At 48.7% G+C, this 19,187-nt stretch carries 16 protein-coding genes and 3 pseudogenes; 6 read left to right on the top strand and 13 right to left on the bottom strand.

What is annotated here, in order from left to right:
- Positions 1 to 11: 11 nt before the first annotated feature.
- The 10 genes from L691_RS0103335 to L691_RS0103290 all read right to left on the bottom strand — a co-directional run bounded on the left by L691_RS0103335 (position 12) and on the right by L691_RS0103290 (position 11,152).
- The gene (locus L691_RS0103335) at positions 12 to 1,625 is read right to left on the bottom strand and encodes an ABC transporter substrate-binding protein (protein ID WP_025688783.1); all 1,614 of its coding nucleotides are present in this window, start codon (positions 1,623 to 1,625) and stop codon (positions 12 to 14) included.
- A gap of 59 nt (positions 1,626 to 1,684) precedes the next feature.
- Entirely contained in the window at positions 1,685 to 2,566 is an 882-nt protein-coding gene (locus L691_RS0103330; RefSeq protein WP_025688781.1) for a carbohydrate ABC transporter permease, read from the bottom strand.
- 17 nt (positions 2,567 to 2,583) lie between these two features.
- Positions 2,584 to 3,441, bottom strand: coding sequence for an ABC transporter permease (locus L691_RS0103325; RefSeq protein ID WP_408634729.1), 858 nt, complete (start codon positions 3,439 to 3,441; stop codon positions 2,584 to 2,586).
- Positions 3,442 to 3,974: 533 nt separating this feature from the next.
- On the bottom strand, positions 3,975 to 4,940 hold the full coding sequence (locus L691_RS0103320) for a hypothetical protein (protein ID WP_025688778.1): 966 nt from the start codon (positions 4,938 to 4,940) through the stop codon (positions 3,975 to 3,977).
- Positions 4,941 to 4,957: 17 nt separating this feature from the next.
- Positions 4,958 to 5,758, bottom strand: a complete 801-nt coding sequence (locus L691_RS0103315) for an ABC transporter permease (protein WP_025688777.1) — start codon at positions 5,756 to 5,758, stop codon at positions 4,958 to 4,960.
- Positions 5,759 to 5,769: 11 nt separating this feature from the next.
- Positions 5,770 to 6,612: an ABC transporter permease gene (locus tag L691_RS0103310; protein ID WP_025688776.1), complete on the bottom strand. Its 843-nt coding sequence runs from the start codon at positions 6,610 to 6,612 to the stop codon at positions 5,770 to 5,772.
- Between the two features lies 1 nt (position 6,613).
- Positions 6,614 to 7,699: an ABC transporter ATP-binding protein gene (locus L691_RS0103305; protein ID WP_025688775.1), complete on the bottom strand. Its 1,086-nt coding sequence runs from the start codon at positions 7,697 to 7,699 to the stop codon at positions 6,614 to 6,616.
- A gap of 66 nt (positions 7,700 to 7,765) precedes the next feature.
- Positions 7,766 to 8,905 carry an ABC transporter substrate-binding protein gene (locus L691_RS0103300; RefSeq protein ID WP_025688774.1) on the bottom strand — a complete coding sequence of 380 codons (1,140 nt, stop codon included), beginning with the start codon at positions 8,903 to 8,905 and terminating at the stop codon, positions 7,766 to 7,768.
- A 15-nt stretch (positions 8,906 to 8,920) separates the two neighbouring features.
- Positions 8,921 to 9,949, bottom strand: coding sequence for a zinc-dependent alcohol dehydrogenase (locus L691_RS0103295; RefSeq protein WP_025688773.1), 1,029 nt, complete (start codon positions 9,947 to 9,949; stop codon positions 8,921 to 8,923).
- A 63-nt stretch (positions 9,950 to 10,012) separates the two neighbouring features.
- Positions 10,013 to 11,152: a mandelate racemase/muconate lactonizing enzyme family protein gene (locus L691_RS0103290; protein ID WP_025688772.1), complete on the bottom strand. Its 1,140-nt coding sequence runs from the start codon at positions 11,150 to 11,152 to the stop codon at positions 10,013 to 10,015.
- A 189-nt stretch (positions 11,153 to 11,341) separates the two neighbouring features.
- Between L691_RS0103290 and L691_RS0103285 the strand changes: the two genes are divergently transcribed.
- The 4 genes from L691_RS0103285 to L691_RS0103270 are packed head-to-tail and all read left to right on the top strand — an operon-like array spanning position 11,342 to position 13,549.
- Positions 11,342 to 11,992, top strand: a complete 651-nt coding sequence (locus tag L691_RS0103285) for a GntR family transcriptional regulator (protein WP_025688771.1) — start codon at positions 11,342 to 11,344, stop codon at positions 11,990 to 11,992.
- A 21-nt stretch (positions 11,993 to 12,013) separates the two neighbouring features.
- Positions 12,014 to 12,766 carry an HAD family hydrolase gene (locus L691_RS0103280; RefSeq protein WP_025688770.1) on the top strand — a complete coding sequence of 251 codons (753 nt, stop codon included), beginning with the start codon at positions 12,014 to 12,016 and terminating at the stop codon, positions 12,764 to 12,766.
- Positions 12,763 to 12,972 (top strand): hypothetical protein, encoded by a 210-nt coding sequence (locus tag L691_RS0103275; protein WP_025688768.1) that lies wholly within the window; start codon positions 12,763 to 12,765, stop codon positions 12,970 to 12,972. Before L691_RS0103280 ends, L691_RS0103275 begins: the two co-directional genes overlap by 4 nt.
- A 40-nt stretch (positions 12,973 to 13,012) precedes the next feature.
- Positions 13,013 to 13,549 carry a CueP family metal-binding protein gene (locus L691_RS0103270; protein ID WP_025688767.1) on the top strand — a complete coding sequence of 179 codons (537 nt, stop codon included), beginning with the start codon at positions 13,013 to 13,015 and terminating at the stop codon, positions 13,547 to 13,549.
- Positions 13,550 to 13,673: 124 nt separating this feature from the next.
- Here L691_RS0103270 and L691_RS33310 read toward each other — a convergent pair whose 3' ends face one another.
- From L691_RS33310 to L691_RS0103260, 3 genes and pseudogenes are all read right to left on the bottom strand, one after another.
- A complete protein-coding gene (locus L691_RS33310; RefSeq protein ID WP_332249025.1) occupies positions 13,674 to 16,733 on the bottom strand; it encodes a glycoside hydrolase family 32 protein in 3,060 nt (1,019 codons plus the stop codon).
- 30 nt (positions 16,734 to 16,763) lie between these two features.
- A pseudogene (locus tag L691_RS34050) lies at positions 16,764 to 17,867 on the bottom strand (GH32 C-terminal domain-containing protein); the annotation flags it as partial.
- A gap of 396 nt (positions 17,868 to 18,263) precedes the next feature.
- Positions 18,264 to 18,716, bottom strand: a pseudogene (locus L691_RS0103260) (transposase); the annotation flags it as partial.
- Between L691_RS0103260 and L691_RS31020 the strand changes: the two are divergent.
- Entirely contained in the window at positions 18,667 to 18,924 is a 258-nt protein-coding gene (locus L691_RS31020; RefSeq protein WP_232229081.1) for a helix-turn-helix domain-containing protein, read from the top strand. The pseudogene L691_RS0103260 and the gene L691_RS31020 overlap by 50 nt on opposite strands.
- Positions 18,921 to 19,187: pseudogene (locus tag L691_RS27705) on the top strand (IS630 family transposase); the annotation flags it as partial. The gene L691_RS31020 and the pseudogene L691_RS27705, both read left to right, overlap by 4 nt.

The raw sequence follows: 19,187 nt of genomic DNA, 5'->3' as shown, positions 1-19,187 counted from the left end.
CGTTCTATCGCTTATTTTTTCGTCGCTCTGTCATAACCGTCCTGTTTGATCTTCAGCCATTCATCCAAACCGAGGCGTTTAAGTTCTTTCTGGTAATCTCCCCACTGCTCGTTCACTTTGCCGTTCTGGTACCATTCCGTACGCATTCTGAGCACGTAGGCGAACAAGTCTGCTTCAATTGTTGTGAGGCGGTCCAGTTCTTCAATCGAGTTGAATACGCTTGGCATTACGTTCTCCTCTTTCATGTGCGGGGCCATGATGTTCTTGATAATATCCATTCTGCCCTTTGCGTCATCCGGTACGGTCGTGTACTTGCCATAGTAGGAGTTAAGGACAGCCAGCGGTCCGCCGATGCTCGTTTTTTCGCGAAGCTCAACGGGAGCCGCGCCTTCGAGCGGCAGATGCTTCAGCATGCCTTTGGCTTCATCAAATTCAAAGATATTCTGCTGCTTGGTGTCCCCATAGGTTCCCCAGTTGTCCTGTACGGATTGAACCGGATCATACAGCTGATCGACCCATTTTGCAGTCGCTTCCAGGTTTTTATTCGCACTTGTAACAACCATTTTACCGCGGGCAAGGCCAAGACCGTTGGTACGGGCTACGTTAATTTGACCATCTGGACCTGCGAGCGGCGGCAATACTTGATAAGACTCGTTTGCTCCGGAGATGTTGGCTTTATCCCAGGAAAAGTAAAGGCCGTATCTTTGGGCCTTCCCTTTGGCCAGGTAAGTGCTCCAGTCCTGTGTATACGCTTCCACATCAATCAAGCCTTCTTTATAAAGCTCATTGATATAGGAAACCGCGTTTTTGTAGCCTTCATCCGCCGGCGCAAAGATCACTTTGCCATCATTGCCTACGATCGCATGGTCAGGGTTCTCGCCTTCTCCGAAAGCAGCGAAGAGGTAAGTCAGATCTTCCGCACCCGGCTTGTTAATAAAGGACAATGGAATTTCATCCGCCTGACCGTTGCCATTCGGGTCCTGTGTCTTGAACGCGATCAGTACTTTCTTCAGTTCTTCCGTTGTTGTCGGCATTTTCAGTCCAAGCTTCTTGAGCCAATCCACATTGATCCAAGGCATGCTGTCTACAGCCTGAATTCGTTCTTTTCCTTCACCCAGCTCTTCAATCCATGGAAATCCATAAATGTTGCCGTCCGGCGCCGTAATCATGGCCTTGTATTCAGGGGCTTCTTCCAGCACTTTTTTTAAGTTGGGCATATACTTGTCGATCAGATCATTCAGCGGAATGAGGGTGCCGTTCTTAGCGAGCTTGAGCAGCTCATAGTCGCTGTAGTCCGCATTGAAAATCGCATCGGGAAGATCGCCGCTTGCAACCGCCAGATTTCTTTTTTCCACAAACACATCTTTGGTAAAGTTTTTCCAATTAATATGCACATTTGTTTTTTCTTCGAGACGTTTATTGATCAGCTTTTCATTGGGATCGGCTGGTGCAAGCGGTGAGCTTTGCGTAATAAAATTCAGGGTTATTTTACCGTTGGGATCTTGTTTTTCACTCGCCGCACTCCCTCCCCCTCCGCTGCTGCATGCAGTAAGAATTACGAGAGAAGCAAGTACGGTTGCGGAAGCTGCTTTTGCTAAAACTTTTGATTTCTTTAATCTTTTCATAGCATATGACCTCCAAATTAGGATGAATGAAAATATTCCATCTATGTGCAGCTCGATTCCTATTTAAGGGAACCGACCATGACACCCTTTTCAAAATACTTTTGAAAGAACGGATACATAATAAGGAGAGGCAAACTGGACACAACAATCGCCGCATATTTGATGATTTCAGACAATTTTTTCATTTCCGCCATGGCGAGCTGATCACTGATCATGCTTGGATCGACCTGATTCTGAATCAGGATGGAACGCAGCACGAGCTGCAGCGGATGAAGGCTCGGATTATCCAGATAGATCATGGCATCAAAGTAGGAATTCCACTGGCCGACAAAGGCATACAGAGCAAGCACGAAGATAATGGGTTTGGAGAGCGGCAATACAACGCTGAGGAATATCTTCATCTCCGACGCCCCGTCCACATTAGCGGCTTCCCTCAGTTCTTTGGGCACTCCTTTGAAGAAGGTTCTGGACAAAATAATGTTCCATATGTTGACCGCCCCGGGAATGATCACAGCCCAAACTGTATTAAGAAGCCCCAGATTCTTGACCAGCAGGTAAGTTGGAACAAGTCCTCCTCCAAAGAACATCGTAATGAGGAACAAGGTCATAAAGAAGCTTCTTCCCTTTAGCCTTTCATCCGACAAGGCGTATCCTGCGCAAATAGAGACCATAACCGTAAGAATAGCAAATGCAGAGGCGTAAAAGACAGCGTTTCCAAAACCTCGTATCATGGCCGGATTGCTCAGAATCTTTTTGTATCCCTCCAATGACCAGTCCGAGATGTTAAACGATAATCCATGGTTGAGCAGTACCGACGGGTCCATGAAGGATGCAATGACCACATAAATGAGCGGAAGAACGACCATCAGTACGGCCAGAATCAAAAAGGTGGAGTTCAGCGCGAGAATAAAACGGTCCAGCCGGGAATGTTTGATGAACATAACTTGTGACTCCTTTCTTAGTAAAGACCTTCACCCTCATTTAGTTTCTTCACAATGAAGTTAACCGTGACCAGCAAAATAACGTTGATGACGGAGTTAAACAACCCTACTGCGGATGAGTATGCATAGTCGCCGGCCTGTAAACCAATCTTGTAAACGTAAGTCGGAATAATCTCCGCTGTCGGCAGGTTCGTTGCCGTTTGCATTAAGTAAGCCTTTTCAAAACCAATCGACATAATGTTCCCCGCCGCAAGGATAAATACAATGGCCATAATCGGGCGAATGGTTGGTAGATCAATATGGCGGATTCTTTGAAGAAGATTAGCGCCATCCAGATTTGCCGCATTATGCAGCTCAGGATCAACGTTGGCAAGAGCGGCTACATAGATTATTGAAGCCCATCCTGCCCCTGTCCAAATATCCGAAAGAATATAGATCCAGCGGAAGTACTCTGGACGAGACATGAACATAATCGGTTCATTGGTAAACAAGCTAAACAACTGGTTGATGGGTCCTGTCGGGGACAAAAAGATGAACAGCATCCCAACCACGACGACGACGGAAATGAAGTTAGGGGCATACAATAACAATTGAATGTTCTTTTTGACTCCAGCCCTGCGCACCTGATTCAACATCAAAGCAAGCAGGATGGGGACGGGAAAGCCTAAAATCAAACCAAAAAGACTTAATTTAAGCGTATTCATAAATATATCTGTAAAATTAGGGGAAGATAGGAATTTCTCGAAGTTATGCAAACCCACCCATTCACTTCCCATAATTCCTTTGATCGGGCTGAAATCTTTAAAGGCGATAATTGCACCATACATAGGACCGTATTTAAAAATAAGGGTCAGGATTAGAGCCGGTGCGAGCATTAAATAAAGAAAGTAATGCTTCTTCAAATATTCAAACGTGTTGCTCTTTTGTCTTATCACCGTTTTTTTTCTGTAATCCACTTGTACTGAGTTCTGCATTGCCTTTACCTCCATTCTTGTACAATTTTATATTTCAATGCAGTAAGAGAACAAAATAAAGGGCTTTCATTAACACTTATTTCCTTCTGCACTTACAATTTATCAAAGACTTCAGCGGGCGTCAATACATTTTGTAAAAAATGAATTGTTCATTTGCCAATTAAAACGTTTACTAAAAAGCGCAATTTTCTCCGTTAAAGTGCAAAAAATGCAATATTTTATCTAAATTAATCTATTAAATCCTCCTAATACCTCTAAAACTAGCAGAAATAAACATGACCGTTTTGCACAATAAAACGAAATAAAATGTAAACTAAAATGTGCATTTGTTGAATTCAGAATCTCCGGTTAATAAGCCCGACAAAATAACCTGCCGCACCACATGGCTTAGCCTTCTTACGGCATTCACGCTTGCGGTTTGCAGCAGGTTATTGTTAATCCGGATTCTTTAGTTCCGGGCCATTGTTATATTCATTGTTCAAATACGGACGGATCGTCGATTCCAATTCGTTTTCATTGTCCATGGACAAGCTTGCATTTCCAATCAATTTCCAACTTTCCGTATGCGATACCGTTTCCTGCGGCGCTACGGTCTTTAATTCACCAAGCGACTCCAACTCCAGAAAAAGATGATTCGTATAGCATTCAAACGAAACTCCATAATCCGGATAAACCGCATGAACGTTGTGCTGGTAGCTTTTGATAAATAAATGGCCCTTGTTGTAATAGGCAGCCCAGCCCTCATCATTATTGGTTCCGAATTTAAAAGGTTTCGCTGTTGCATCCTGCTGCAGCAGGATATATTGCTCCCCCCAATAGACACGGTGGTCGTTCATTTGACTTTCGGGCCATAAAGCGAGCACACGATTTGGAAGTTCGAGCGTCTCTCGTTTCGCCTGGGGAATGATCGCCTTACCGCCCTCAGCCATGACCGACAAAGCCCAGGGAGCAAAGGTGACCGGCCAGGCCCCCGTATTGGTAATACGATGATGAATCGTAACTTCGCCGCTTTCGGGATTCATCTGCACCTCAATCTCTTTTTGCACATGGGTCCAGGTTTCCGCATCAGGGGTCAGCATAATGCCATTTCCGGCCGTTCGCCATCGCACGGGTCCATTATCCGGGTATGTCGTTCGGGGGACAGACTCCGGGCTCGTCCACAGCCGGTGTCCTCCGTAAATATGCCATTCGCCTCCGCCGACAACCGAGAAATCCCCGCCTGTTTCTTTAAACTGCCGCTCGGTATCTTCAAAGAATACATTATCGCCGCCAGTAAAGCCAAAGCGGATAATTCTCGGTCCGAACTCTACCGTAGCGACGAGCCTTATCGTGCCGTTTGTAACTTCCACACATTTTCCATAGTTCCCATAAATAATAGGCCGCACGCATAGCTCTGCCATTTTGAACCCCTCGCAAGTTATTCCTCAGTAATAGCCTTCGAATTCCGCTGCGCAAACAGTCTGCTGCCCGCGATCGCAATCAAGCCTAACGAAAATAAGACGATCAACGTATAGACCGCATTAATCTGCGGCGAATAGCCGTGACGGATCATGGACCAGATGAGCATAGGCAGGGTATTGTCCGTTCCAATCAGAAAGAAGGATACAACTACTTCGTCGAATGAAATCGTCAGCCCGAGCAGTGCTCCGGCCAGCACCGCGCTTCTGATATTCGGGAGTGTAATGAGCAGAAAGGTCCGCATCGGCGAGGCGCCCAGATCCATAGATGCAAACTCCAGATTCCGATCAAATCTTTTCAAACGGTCCATAACCAGAAACATTACAACTGGTGTAATAAACGTGATATGCCCGATAATGACAGTCATCAGAGAAGCATCCACCTTCAGAAACTTGAACAGCAGATTGAGTGATGTCCCAATAATAATTCCCGGTAAAATGTACGGAAGAAGAATCAAAAATTGCAGGAATGTTCCCCCGCGTATCCGGTACCGCTGAAACAAGTAGGCCGCCAGTGTACCAAAGACAATGGCGCACAACGTGGCAGGCAAGCTAACTATTAAACTGTTTTTCGCGGCAACCCAGAGCTCCGTATTCGAGAACAACCCCCTGTACCAATCAAATGTCAGCTTCTTGATCGGGAGCACCTGGACTTTCGATTCATTGAAGGAGAACAGGATCGTCACCAGAATCGGAAGATACAAGAAGGTGTATACGATGAACGCAAATAATAGCGCCCCTACATATTTCAAATACTTCATGAACAGCCTCCCTACTCCTCAAAGATAGCCTGTACGTTCCCGATTTTGCGCGCTGCCGCAATAACCAACAATATGAACAGCAGCATAATCATCGAAAGCGCAGCGCCGAGCGGCCAGTTATAACTGTTGCCGAATTGCGTTTGAATCATGTTTCCATACATAATTCCCGATGTGCCTCCGACCAGTGAGGGTGTCATGTAGTCTCCGAACGAGGTGATGAAGGCGAACATAAACCCCGTCACGACACCCGGCATACTGAGGGGAAAGACAACTGTCCAGAATGCCCTTGATCCGCCTGCTCCCAAATCTGCCGCGGCCTGCAGCAGATTGCCGGGAATTTTCTCGATAGCACTATAGATTGGGATAAAAGTGAACGGTATCGCGATGCACAGCATCGTGATGACGACCGCGGAGCTGTTGAACAATAGCGACGAGGAAGGCTGTTTTAAGATCCCCGTCAATACCAAGAGCGAGTTAATGAACCCGGATTCTCCCAAAATCGACCTCCAGGAATAGATCCGCACTAAATACCCCACCCACAAAGGAGCCAGCACCCCAAGAAACAGGATCGTCTTCAAGGTTCCTCTCCGGTGATTGACGAACAATGCCAACGGATAGCTTATAAGCGCCGACAGCACCGCGACAATCAAAGCCAGCTTGATCGTTTTCCAAAGCAACGACAAGTAAATCGGATCTTGGAAAATTTTCGAGTAATTTTGAATACTAAAGCTGTGAACGATCTGGAAATTATCAATACTCCAGAAGCTGAACAGCAGCATCGCAGAAACAGGCAGGACGATGAACAAGAGTACCCACATGGAAATCATAATCAGCATCAGGTTTTTCCCGTACATCTTAGCTCCTCCAATCTTTGACGATAACCGCATCCTCCGGACGGAAGAACAGATCCACGCTCTCTCCCTCAGAGAATTTCACGTTCCCGCCATCCTTCTGCTGCTTCAATAGAATATGTGTTCCTCCGGCCTCTCTGAACGTCAACTCTCTATCCGCGCCATAATAGGTTTCTTCCACGAAGACCGCGCTGAGACGGTTAACATACCGTTCATCGTCTTTGGAGGTCCGGAGCTTCTCCGGACGGACTGAAATGTAAACATGCGGCTCTCCCGAGAGATTCGAAGCCTCATTTGTCATCGCTTGAAGCCCGGCGTCACTCACAAAGCGGGTTGGCCCTTCCATTCTTCCTTTAATCAGATTGGATTTTCCGATAAAACCGGCAACGAAGCTCGTTTGGGGCATTTCGTAAATCTCCTCTGGCGAACCCACTTGATGCAGCACGCCGTTCTTCATTACGGCAATCCGGTCCGACAGGCTCAGCGCTTCCCCCTGATCGTGCGTGATGTACACAAAAGTGATGTCCACTTCCCTTTGCAGATGCTTCAGCACCCGCTGCATTTCTTGCCTTAGATGAAAATCGAGCGCGGAAAGCGGCTCATCCAGCAGCAGAACTTCCGGTTTGGAAATGAGTGCCCGGGCTAACGCGACACGCTGCTTCTGTCCGCCGCTGAGCTGATTCGGAGAACGGTCAAGAAATGGGTCCATACTTACCATCTTCAAGCTTTCGATCACTCTGGAACGAATCACATTCTTCGGCACCTTCCTGAGTTTCAGAGGATAGGCCACGTTGTCATAGACTGTCATATGGGGAAAAAGGGCATAGTTTTGAAACACGGTGTTCACATTCCGCTTGTAGGGAGGAATATGGTTAGCCGAGGTTCCGGATAGATACACCGCCCCCTCGGTCGCATGATCGAATCCCGCTATCATTTTCAGCGTTGTCGTTTTACCGCAACCGCTCGGTCCCACAATGGAAAAAAATTCCCCTCTTCTGATCGACAAGTTTAAATTTTTGATTGCCTCGTAATTGCCAAATCGTTTCGATACCTGGCGCAGCTCCACTACAGCCTGTTCTTGATTGATCATGAGGTTTCTCCTTTCCAAAGCAAGGCTGCGGCCGCCAAGCCGCACCCTTTCATGCAGATGAATCGGTTATTGGGCCGCTTTGACTTCATTCCACAACTTCACGCGTTTTTCAAAGCTTTCCGGGAAAGCTACGTACACAAGATTGTTGAAATAATTCGGATCATCCATATGCGAAACCTTTTTCTCCTCGTCGGTCAGCTTGTTTGCCGAATCGGCATTCACCCCGCCGTAGCTCGTCTTCTTGATCAGCTGCGCCTGAACTTCCGACGAAATCAGATAATCGATATATACGTGGACCAGTTCGGGATCTTTGGCATCCTTGCCGATGACCGCATTGTCAATCCACACCAAAGCCCCTTCTTTCGGAATCACTTCCACGACGTTCTTTCCTTCTTTTTGAAGATCTGTAATCATTGTCGGTCCCATAGAGAAGCCGATCCAGCCTTCGTCGCTTGCCATCAGATTTTTTCCGTCTTCAAAGCCGGCGTAATAGGTACGAACCAGCGGTTTCTGTTCGAGCAATTTGCTCTTCACTTGATCCAGCTGCTCGTCCGTCAGGTTATACGGATCTTTGAAGCCAAGAAGCATCGCTGTCATTGCCGTTTGATTAGCCGCATCGTCCAGAGTAACGATTTTTCCGCTGTACTTCGGATCCCACAATGCGTTCCAAGAGTCAATCGGTTCTTTGATTTTATCCGTGTTAACCATCATAGGCAGCGAACCCCAGGCAAACGGAACCGCATAGGTCTTTCCGTCCTTTACTACATGCTTATCGTTGAGCGACTTCATATTTGCGATTAGCTGATTTGTATTCGTGAGCTTCGCCAAGTCAATCGGTTGAATCAAATTCATTTTGTAGTAACGGTTTACGGACCCGCCATCCATGAAAATCAGGTCGTACTTTACCGAACCGGACGCTGCTTTGGCGAACATTTCATCAACGCTGCCGGCATAAGTGACTTTAACGGTTACGCCGTATTTTTGTTCAAAAGGCTTCACCCATTCATCTTCCTGATATCCTTCCCAGGACAGCACATTAATCGTCTCACCTTTGAACTTCGCCAGATCCTCGCCGCCATTTGCGGGAGCAGCAGAGCTTGCCGTTCCGGCGCCTGCATTTGTGGAGCTTGCGCTGCCGCCACATCCGCTGAGCCCAACCAGAATGACTACAGACATCAGAACAATCAGTACATGTTTCAGTTTCATGTTCTTCCTCCTTAATTAATCTGCCCAAGAAATGATTGTCTTTAGACCGGTAAGGTTGCCGGCAAGCAGAATCTCTTTCGCCTCTTCCGGAGATACCACCCGTTCGACCAATGGATTCAACTCGATTTGATTACGTGCCACGCATTCGATCGCCCTGGACCAGACGGCAGGGGAATTGGTCCGACCAAAAATACGGATGCCTTTAAAAATGATTTCTCTGTGCGGAAAATGATCGGTATGACTATCATTAAAACCGTACAAGATAATCCTTCCGCCTGTGCTGGCATATTGAACCGCATCTTTGACGGTATCCGACAAACCGACGGCGTCGATGACCAACTGAAAGCCGCCCCTGTCACGTATGCTCGGATGCTCTTTGAGCGCGGCGGCCTGTCCATCGAATGGGATCAGGTCGTCTGCTCCGAATCTTTGAAGTAATTCCGCGCGCTCCGGAAGTTTGTAAACGACGCAGATGCGTCCGGCTCCCATCATTTTGGCGATCTGCGTAAAATACAAGGCGGCGGGACCGTCTCCGTAAATGAGCACATGCTCCCCGGGCAGGAGGCCTGCATGATCCACAGCTCCAAAGGGACAAGCCATAGGTTCGAAAATCGCAGCCGAAACATCGCTCATTTCAACCGGAATTTTGTGTGCGCTTTTTGCCGGAACCCTGACATAATCGGCCCATCCGCCGTTTTCGTTGATCCCAAGCTCACAATAATTCGCGCAAAATTCCGGCTGTGAAGCTTTGCAGAAAAAACATTCGCCGCAGGGCACTCCCGGATCAATTACGACCCTGTCTCCCTCTTTCAATTCTTTGACATTACCGCCCGTCTCAATTACTTTCCCGGTTACTTCATGGCCTAATATATAAGGCGGGGAATAGGGGAACTTGCCCTTTATGATTTCAACATCCGTGGCGCAGACACCGGTATAACTTACACGAACCAGTACCTCGGTGGGACGAATCTCGGGAATCGGGACCTCTCTTAGAGCCAGAATCCCGTCCCCTTCCCACATAAGTGCTCTCATCATGCCCGCCATTATATCTCCTCCATTGGCATTCTGGCTTTCAATTGACGGTTTTACGGAAATAAGCCCCTGGTTCTATCGGTCACAGCGGTATTTCTCCAGCGCCTCTTCATTCAACTCAACGCCCAAACCGGGCTTGTCGGTAACTTCGGCATACCCGTCCTTGACGGTAACGTCGCTGAGCAGCATTTCCTGACGGATTGGCGTCTCGGCTACACAGTATTCCAGCAAAGCGCCGTTCGGTATGGCCGTGACCAAATGCAGGGAGGCGGCCACAACGATTCCGCTGCTCCAGGCATGGGGCACACAGGTAATATGATGCGCATGGGCAAGCTGGGCAATTCTCTTCGCTTCGCTGAGTCCTCCGCAGCGGGTCACATCCGGCTGGACAATGTCGACTCCGCCTTGCTCGATCAGCTCTTTGAAGCCGTAGCGCGTCGTTTCATTTTCTCCTCCGGCAATGCGGATGGAGGTTGATTCCGCCAATTTGCGGTATCCTTCGTAATCGTCGGCAAAGAGCGGTTCTTCGATCCAGTAAGGAGTGAAAGGCTCAAGCTCTTTGGCGAGCGCCATACGCGAGGCGGCGTCGATCGGGTGGTCGTCGGAGGGAATAAAGCCGAGGTCGAACAGCAAATCAATGTTCGGGCCCGCCGCTTCGCGGGACGCTTTTACCAATTCCACAATCTCCCGGTTACCCTTTTCAAATCCGCCCCAACCCAGTTTGATCGCCGTGTAGCCGTGCTCGACCCACTTCTTCGTTTCGTCATAGGCTTCCTGCGGGGTATAAGGCATCAGCGTGCTTGCATACGCCCGAACCTTGCCGCGCTGAGCGCCTCCAAGCAGCTTGTACACCGGCAGATTGAGTGCCTTGCCCATAATATCCCACAGCGCAATATCAATCCCGCTGATGGCATGGATGACGACTCCCCTTCTTCCATAGAAGGTGCTTCCCACATACAGCTTCTCCCAGATGCGTTCGATTTCGAAAGGATTCTCTCCAATGAGCATTTCCCCAAGTCCTCGGCAAATGCGGTGGGAGGAAGGCGTATCAATAATTGATTTGACTACCCACGGAGCCGAATCCACTTCGCCAATCCCGGTAATTCCTTCATCCGTATGCACCTTAATAATGATTCCATCCTGGGCGCTGTCATTGATTAATTCAATCGTGCTGCTTTGTCTTACAGGGATTGCTTCAACCTTCGTGATCTTCACGTCATATCTCCTCCTGCTGGGTGTGATGTTTCATGACAATAATATAGAGTGTCATTTGTAGATTGTCAACAATCTATTTTGGTGTATAATATGCTTATCACTGTTCACAGGGTAATTAATCTCGTTGACAGTATTTTATTGAAGCAAGTACATTGTTTATTGTAAACAATAATCAGATCGGAGATTCTTATGACAAACCCCAATGATTTGGAAAGCTTTCAGTTTAAAAAAAATGATACCGTTTCTTTGCGTCAATTTGTTTACCAGGAAATTCGCGAAGCCATAATCAAGGGGCATCTCGAACCGGGGGCCCGATTGCGCGAGGTGGAGATCTCCAAGCAGATGAACGTCAGCCGCGGTCCGATTCGCGAGGCAATCCGAATTTTGGAACAAGAAGGCTTGGTCATTTCCCATCCCTACCGGGAGACGGTCGTTGTTGACCTTTCCGAAGAGGAAGTTATTCATTTGCTCGTACCTACCCGGCGCCATTTCGAATTATTTGCGGCACAGAAGGCTGTCAGCGTGCTGACAGCCGACGATTTTGCCTTTTTGGACAACATTATTCTGAATATGCAGGAAGCGAGCGACCAGGATGATCTGGACCGTCTCTCGAATCTGGATCTGAAATTTCACGAAAGGATTGTAGAACAATGTGTTTCACCTGCCATGTTCCGCATCTGGAACAGCATCTCCGGCAAGCTCCACGCACGTTTTCTCATTCAGGGCTACAGCCATTCCTCCTTGCAAACCGTAGTGGAAGAACACCGCGAGATGCTTCAACTGATTCGCAGTGGAGATAAAGAACGCATCGAACAGCATTTGCAGACACACATCAAGTAGCATAAGGAGGCATGAGTTTAGATGCAGGATGGCAAAAAAATATGGGTTGGTTCCGAAATCTTACATGTTCGGGCGGTAGCTTTCGACAAAGACGGCACCTTGTTCGATTCCGTGAAATTCTGGTCTTACATTGATGAATTAAGAAAGAGCGAATTTACACGTCTTGCAGGTCCCGAATACGGTGATGAGTGGAGCGCCATGATGGGGTTTACACAACCGGATCACATTGACTACACCGGGGTGCTGGCGGTAGCCACGACGCTGGAGGAAATCATTCTGACTGCGGGGCTCCTTTATCGTCTGAAGGGATGGTCCTGGTTCGAATGCAAGCAAAGGGCGCAGCAAATTTTCGCGAACGCCGACCGGCAGCTTCAATTGGAGCATGCTTTCCACTCGACGGATAACGTGCCTGATATATTTCATCATTTGCATTCCCAAGGGATATCTGCCGGGATCATGACATCGGATGCTTATGAACGCACATCACGGCTCATGCAGATGCTGAAAGTCGATCATTTGCTTGATTTTGTCATAACCCCCGAGCAAGTAAGCAAAGGAAAACCGGACCCGGAAATGGTGCATAAAGCTTGCGCGATGCTGAAGATTTCACCTGGGGAGCTGGCCATTGTCGGTGATTCCGTAGCGGACGTCCAAATGGCGAAAGCTGCCGGCAGCGTCGGAATCGGCCTCATTACGTACGAAGGCTCGGAAAAGGATTTGTCTCCGCATGCAGATTTTTTAATCCATTCTCTATCGGAGATTCAAGTAAAATGAAAAATAAGCGCCTGAACCTGCATAAAGGCAGAGGGCGCTTATTTGTGCTTAACCATACCTTTCTGCCTTGGGCATCAAGCGGCAAGGTTGTAGATTTACTATCGGAAGATCGCCGCTTGATGATCAGACCGGACTTTATTGTGCTAAACGATATTGCAAATCGGTGCCAATCTAAATTACAATTCACAGGCGGGTGTGAGTTATAATCCCGAAGAAAAGTTCGACCTGAGAAAAGGAGTTTAGAGAATGAGACAGAAGATTTTTATAGCTGCAGCTTTGATTGTAGTCGTATTGGGAGCATACCTCATCGCAGGCGGGGACAAAACAAAAGAGACCGCAAAACAGACGGCCCCGAACATCAAACAATTGGTGAATGACTACAGCTCGAGAAAACTTGACGCGAAATCTGCATCGATTACATCGCATGAACTTACCGTGACCGCAGACAACAATGACAAATCAACCTACAGCCTGCCCCAGAACGAATTTTTCGTTTCCATTGCTCCATATGTCAATAAGACGCATCCCTGTGCCACTCATAGCTTGACGGGCTGCCAGGGAGAAATGGCGAATGAGAAATTCAACGTTACCATAACGGATCGGGACGGCAAGGTCGTGATTAAAGATGTACTCCAATCTTTCGACAATGGATTTATCGATTTTTGGCTCCCGCGCGACCAAACCTTCCACGTAACAATTGAGCATGGCGGCAAAAGCAGCGAATCCGAAATCTCTACTTTTGAAGACGACAACACCTGTATTTCTACCATACAATTGACTTAATGATTTAAACGCTCAGGCCATACCCCTGAAACGAGGCTGCAAAAAAGCGCCGGTTACAAGAAGTAACCGGACGCTAACTTTGTGCATTATGCGGCTGTCAACACTCGAATCATGATAACGGACTTTATTGTACCTTAAAATCATCGACGTTCAGATGGCCCCAACCTCCGGTAGCGGTATCGACCAGCTTGATATATACGACTTCGCCCAGATAGGCGGAAGCGTCCAGCGTCATTCTACGATAGGTCTCATCATCATCAAAACCGACGTTCGTCGTTTTCAGCAGCACCTGATCATCCGACGCTCTTACCAGGGCGACATACAGGTTCTCATAGTCGTTTCCGCCGCCCATCAGGAAGCTGATCTCCCCATTTCCCGACAGCTTGAAATTGTTTGATTTCAGGATGCCGGTCGCGCTATCGCCGCCCTCTTCCCCATTGTATCCCCAAAGATGATAAGTGCCGCTCTGGTTGAAAGGAAGGGCGCCAAAGAATGTTTTCTCCTGCGAGACATGCTTATCGCTGAACGCATTGCCGCTTACTACCGTCCATCCGGTCAGGTCACCCGTTTCAAAATTCGGATTAACCAAATCTGTGACGGTCGTATCAACGGGCTTCGGAGGAGCGGGCTCAAAATCCGTTTTGTTTTTGTAAATGATGTTATCAAAGGCGGTTGTGGAGCCCGATACACCCAAACCGAAGTATCCGCCTGTGAACGAAGGATCGCTGACCGTGATGATCCGTGCTTTGTCCAGGTAGACCTGAATCGAATCTTTCTCTGTTACTACTTTCAGGTTGTACGTCTTGTTAGCGGTCAGATTGAGTCCGTCTTCCGCGCCATAAACGGCGAGGGACACCGATTGGCCTCCGGCCGATTTGATCAATTTCACCGTATTCGTCCGGACATCCAATCTTACCATATACGCGTTCTCGCCCAGCCGGTCGGAACGGAATATCAAATCTCCGGAGCCGACCGGATTCGGAACATAGTCCTGATTCGGGTCATTCGGGTGAGAATCGGTATCGAGAATCCGGATATCCGCTTCATACGAAGAGTCGCCGCCTGTGTTGCCCGAAATGGTAATGGCGTCCATACCGGCCGTTTCTCCCTGTTTGCCATAGAGGGTATCCGCCCACATGCCGTTTACCGTGGTCCATCCGCTCAGGTTCGTTTTGACCGGGGATTTGCCCCAAATCGATTTAAGCGGGTATATGTCCAGCGACTTCAGCTTTACGTCCCCGCCGATACTGTACACTTCAAGCCCCGTGCTGCGCGGGTCGGGGAAGACCTGATCGGTAATGGCAGCGATACCGTTATTGCCGAATACTTCAATCGCGGAACGATCCACGAAGAGATGCATCTTGACCGTATCGTTCTCCGGCTGCAGCGGCGCCTCATGTTTGCCTTTTACATGGATGCCGTAATTGAAGTTGCCGGATTTCGAGCGGTCGACGAACAGGTTTTGCTTGGCAGTATCATACCCGACCAAGGTCTGTTCAAGAGTGTCTCCGTGCTTGATCGCGCCCTTGTGCACTTTAAATCCGAATTCGGAAGCGGTCGAATGCGATATATCAAACTCGGCTAGGATTTCATATACATCCGAGGTCTTGGTAATGGCATGTGCGCTTCCGGCCGGAATCACCCGGTTTTCCATCGTAATTTTGCCGCTGAGGTCGCGGATTTTTTCCAGGCTGACCGGTGTTTGCTTGAGCCGAAGCCCGTCTTTGGTCCGAGTCAGCTCCATCTCTCTCGGAAGCGTCAAAGAGCTTCTCCACGTGGTGGTCGGCGTTTTTTTGGCGTACTGCCAATTACTCATCCAAGCGAGCCAGTATCGCTCCCCGTTTTTCCCTTCAATGTTGTTATACGGAATACCGGCATAGAAGTCCGCGCCATAATCCGCCCACAGCACCTGATCCGCCGGATTGTCGTTTACAAACCGCTTGCCGTCAAAATTTCCGATAAAGTACTGCATGCCGGCCCCGCCGCCGATCGAGCCGTTTTGCAGACTGACCAGCAGCACCCACTTTTTGTTGCTTGGATTGCCGTCTACCGGGAGGGTAAACAATGCCGGACATTCCCAAACGCCGGACACCCTGCCGTTCGTCGAAGGAACCCAATCTCCGGTGATTCCTTTCCATTCGGTAATCGTACCGCTCTCGTACTGCTCCGGCTCCTTCGGTTCCCGGGCTTTATTATCGACTGCTGCGGGTATTGTTCCCGTGTTGTAGACATTGACGTCGTCAAGGTTGATATGTCCCCAGCCGCCAGTTGCATTATCGACGACCTTGATGTACAGAACCTCGCCTACATAATCCGAAGCGTCCCAGACGAATCGGCGATATTTTTCATCGTCCGCCCAGTATTTGTTCTCTTGCCGGATCAGTTCTTTATCGTCGGAAGCTCTCACCAAAGCAACATACCGGGTATTGATATCATTGCCTCCTCCGATCATCAGGTTGATTTCACCCGAACCGCTTAGCTTAAAATAACTGGAGTGGAGCTCGCCCGTCAAAGCGTCATAAGGAGGAACCGCCGCTCCCCATAAATGGCTGTTGCCCTGCTGTCCGAAAGGTCCGCCCCAATATTCCGTCGCTTTCGAGACATGCGCGTTCGTAAAAGCGTCTCCTCTTACAATTTTCCAGCCCGTTAAATCGCCTGTCTCAAAATCATGGTTCTCAATCTCGGTAGCTTTCGTGACAATATACTTTGTCTTAAATACGCCCTGAAATTGGACCGAAGCATCCGAAGCGTGCAGACCGAGCAGGCCTGTGGAGTAGGCTGCATCCTCCGCGTCAATAACCGGCGTACCATTTAGAAACACTTTAATCGCGCTGCCGGCTGCGCTTGTTTTCAGATGGTACGTTTTGCCTGATTCGACGACCGCCTCTTTCTCTGCGATAACCGTGCTTGCGCCGTTTACCGTTTTGATCAGCCGGACTTTGTTGTTCGCGTCATCAAGCACGGCTTCATAGCCGTTTTTCCCGTCCGCGTCTGCCCGGAATACAAGCGAGCCAAAGCCGGAGGCCCCGTCATATTGGGAAATCCTCAGGTCGGTCTCATAACTGAAATCGGAAGCGGTCCCTCCGCTCATGGTGTAGGCATCGTCCGCGGAGCTTCCGAGCTTCCCGAAATTGTTGTTCGCCCAAGTTCCCGAAACGGGTGTCCAGCCGGAAATATTGGTCACAAAATTTGAGGTGTTGGTAAACTTAACGTTCCGGAAGACCGCCGACGAGTTCCAGGACGACAGTCCGAAGTAGCCGCTTCCGAAAGACGAATCTTGCTGGTCGATAATCAGCTTATCATCCACATAAATTTTTACCCGTTCATCAATCGTCTTGACTTTTACATGATACGTCGTAGAAGCACGGAGATCGGCGGGCTTGGAGACAATTTCCGTAATTGAATCGTTTCCAATTTTTCCGAGCGTAACTTTATCGGTTTCCGTATTCAGCATGGCGACATAGCCGCTCTTTATTTCCGGGTCCGCCCGGAATACCAGTCCTCCCGCGCCGATTAGCGTGTTGTTCTCAATAGGCATCACGTCGGCTTCGTACACAAACGACTGCCCGCGCTGCGTCGATACGGCAAAGGAGTAGCCCCCTGCTTGCCCGGTTCCCTGAATGCCGCCGTCTGGGCCGAATTCACTCTGGTAGGTCCAGTCTTTCAAGTTGGGCGACGTGTAAAACATGATTCTGTCTTTGGAGGCGAGAGTCATCACCCACTGGTTGGATTCTTCATGCCAAAAGACGTTCGGATCGCGCCAGTCGGCAGCGGGCGGATTCGGCATAACAGGGTTGCCTTTATATTTTGTCCATGTCCGGCCTCTGTCCGTGCTGTAGGCTAGACTTTGAACCTGCCTTGATCCATTGGCGTGAGTGAAGATGGCCACCATCGCATTTTTGCCAAATCCGGCCGTATTGTTGTAGTCGACGACTGCACTTCCTGAGAAAATAACACCGTTTTCATCCGGCGCCAGGGCAAATGGCAGCTGCTCCCAATGAATGAGGTCCTTGCTGACCGCGTGTCCCCAATGCATGGGTCCTTGAGTCTTCTCGTAAGGGTCGTATTGGAAAAACTGATGATACTCCCCCTCGAAATAAATCATTCCGTTCGGGTCATTCATCCAGTTCGCTTGAGGTGAGAAGTGAAACTGATTTCGGTGAACCTCGTTGTAATAGTCTGAGTCGGCAGCCTGCCCGGAAGCGTTAGCGGTCAAGCCAGCCGGAAATGCCAAGGCGAGTGCCAGTGTTAAAGCGGCTAGCGTTTTTCCCTTTTTACTCAAAATGGAATCAACACCTTTCCCTGCAAATGTGGACATTACTTTGACACGTTAAACATCCTATTCACTGCCGAAATCTTTCATTCGTTATTTGTTGGGTTATGCCCCCTCTCCAAATATGCAATCGCTTTCAAAATAGTGGGTTAAAGCCCCATAACATGGACTCCATTAAATAACACACATTATTAAAAGAACAAAAGTCCTGAAAATCAAGGGATTCTTGATTATCAGGACTGATGTGAGTTGTAATTCAACTTGGCACTAAAAAGGGCTTATTCCGACGATTTTGTAAGATTATTTTGGCACATTTTGTATTAATTCTCGGCACAAACCGTAAATTCCTGTAACGTCTGCCCTGAAAATAAAGTTGCTCTAGAACACAAAAATGTGCATACGAAAACAAACCCCGGATTGTATATTTTTTTAAATCGGCTGTCAGGCCGTTTGTTCCGTCAGATATTCTTGGTATCCTAAGGATTCTAATCGTTTTATGGAACGGCTCATCACCATGTCGCGGTTTCGTTGATCGAAATAATCAAATCCCAGTTCTTTATATTCTTGTTTTCGCGTTAACAAGATATAAACGATCGTCAGGATGCTATGTCCGACAGCCACCGCTGCCCTGTTTTTTCCTCGCCTGCCTGCGATCCGGTGATATTGGGCCGACAGGTAGGTATTCTTTTTTCGTCCCGCGGCTCGTGCCGCTTCCACCAGGGCACTTCGCAGTTTTTTGTTCCCTTTTCGGGTCTTCGCTGACCGCTTTTTCCCGGCACTTTCATCGTGACCTGGAGTCATTCCTGCCCAGGAACATAAATGTCCTGGACTTGGAAACCGTGTCATGTCGGTCCCGATTTCCGCCAGAATTTGTTCGGCGGTTCGCTTACCGACGCGCGCCGAACCGGCACGTCCCTCGCCGATCACTGGCGAGGTGGAAGCCCGAATTATTGCGCTGGCCTGTTCCGAGCCTCCAAAGAGATATGCTCGCTGGACGATTCGTCTGTTGACCCGTCGGGTGATCGAACTGAATATTTTGGAGTCTGTGGGACGAGAAACCATTCGGGCGACTTTAAAAAAACAAGGCTTAAGCCTCACTTGAAAAAACAGTGGTGCATCCCCGCCAAATCAAGCAGCGAATTTGTGGCTCGTATGGAGGATATTCTGGAGACCTATGCCCTTGCGTACGACCCGGAAATTCCGCTGATCTGCATGGACGAGCAGCCTGTGCAATTGCTGGATCATTCGCGGCCTCCACAAACGATGAAACCCGGACAAGTTCAGCGAGAAGATTATGAGTATGTTCGCAAAGGAAGTTGCAGCCTCTTTCTGTTCACGGAGCCGTTGGCCGGGTGGCGTCATGCG

The sequence above is a fragment of the Paenibacillus zanthoxyli JH29 genome (genome assembly GCF_000520715.1).
Taxonomy (GTDB): Bacteria; Bacillota; Bacilli; order Paenibacillales; family Paenibacillaceae; genus Paenibacillus_AQ; species Paenibacillus_AQ zanthoxyli.
Note: the sequence above shows the minus strand (reverse complement) of the source record. Positions and strands in the feature narration are given on the sequence as shown.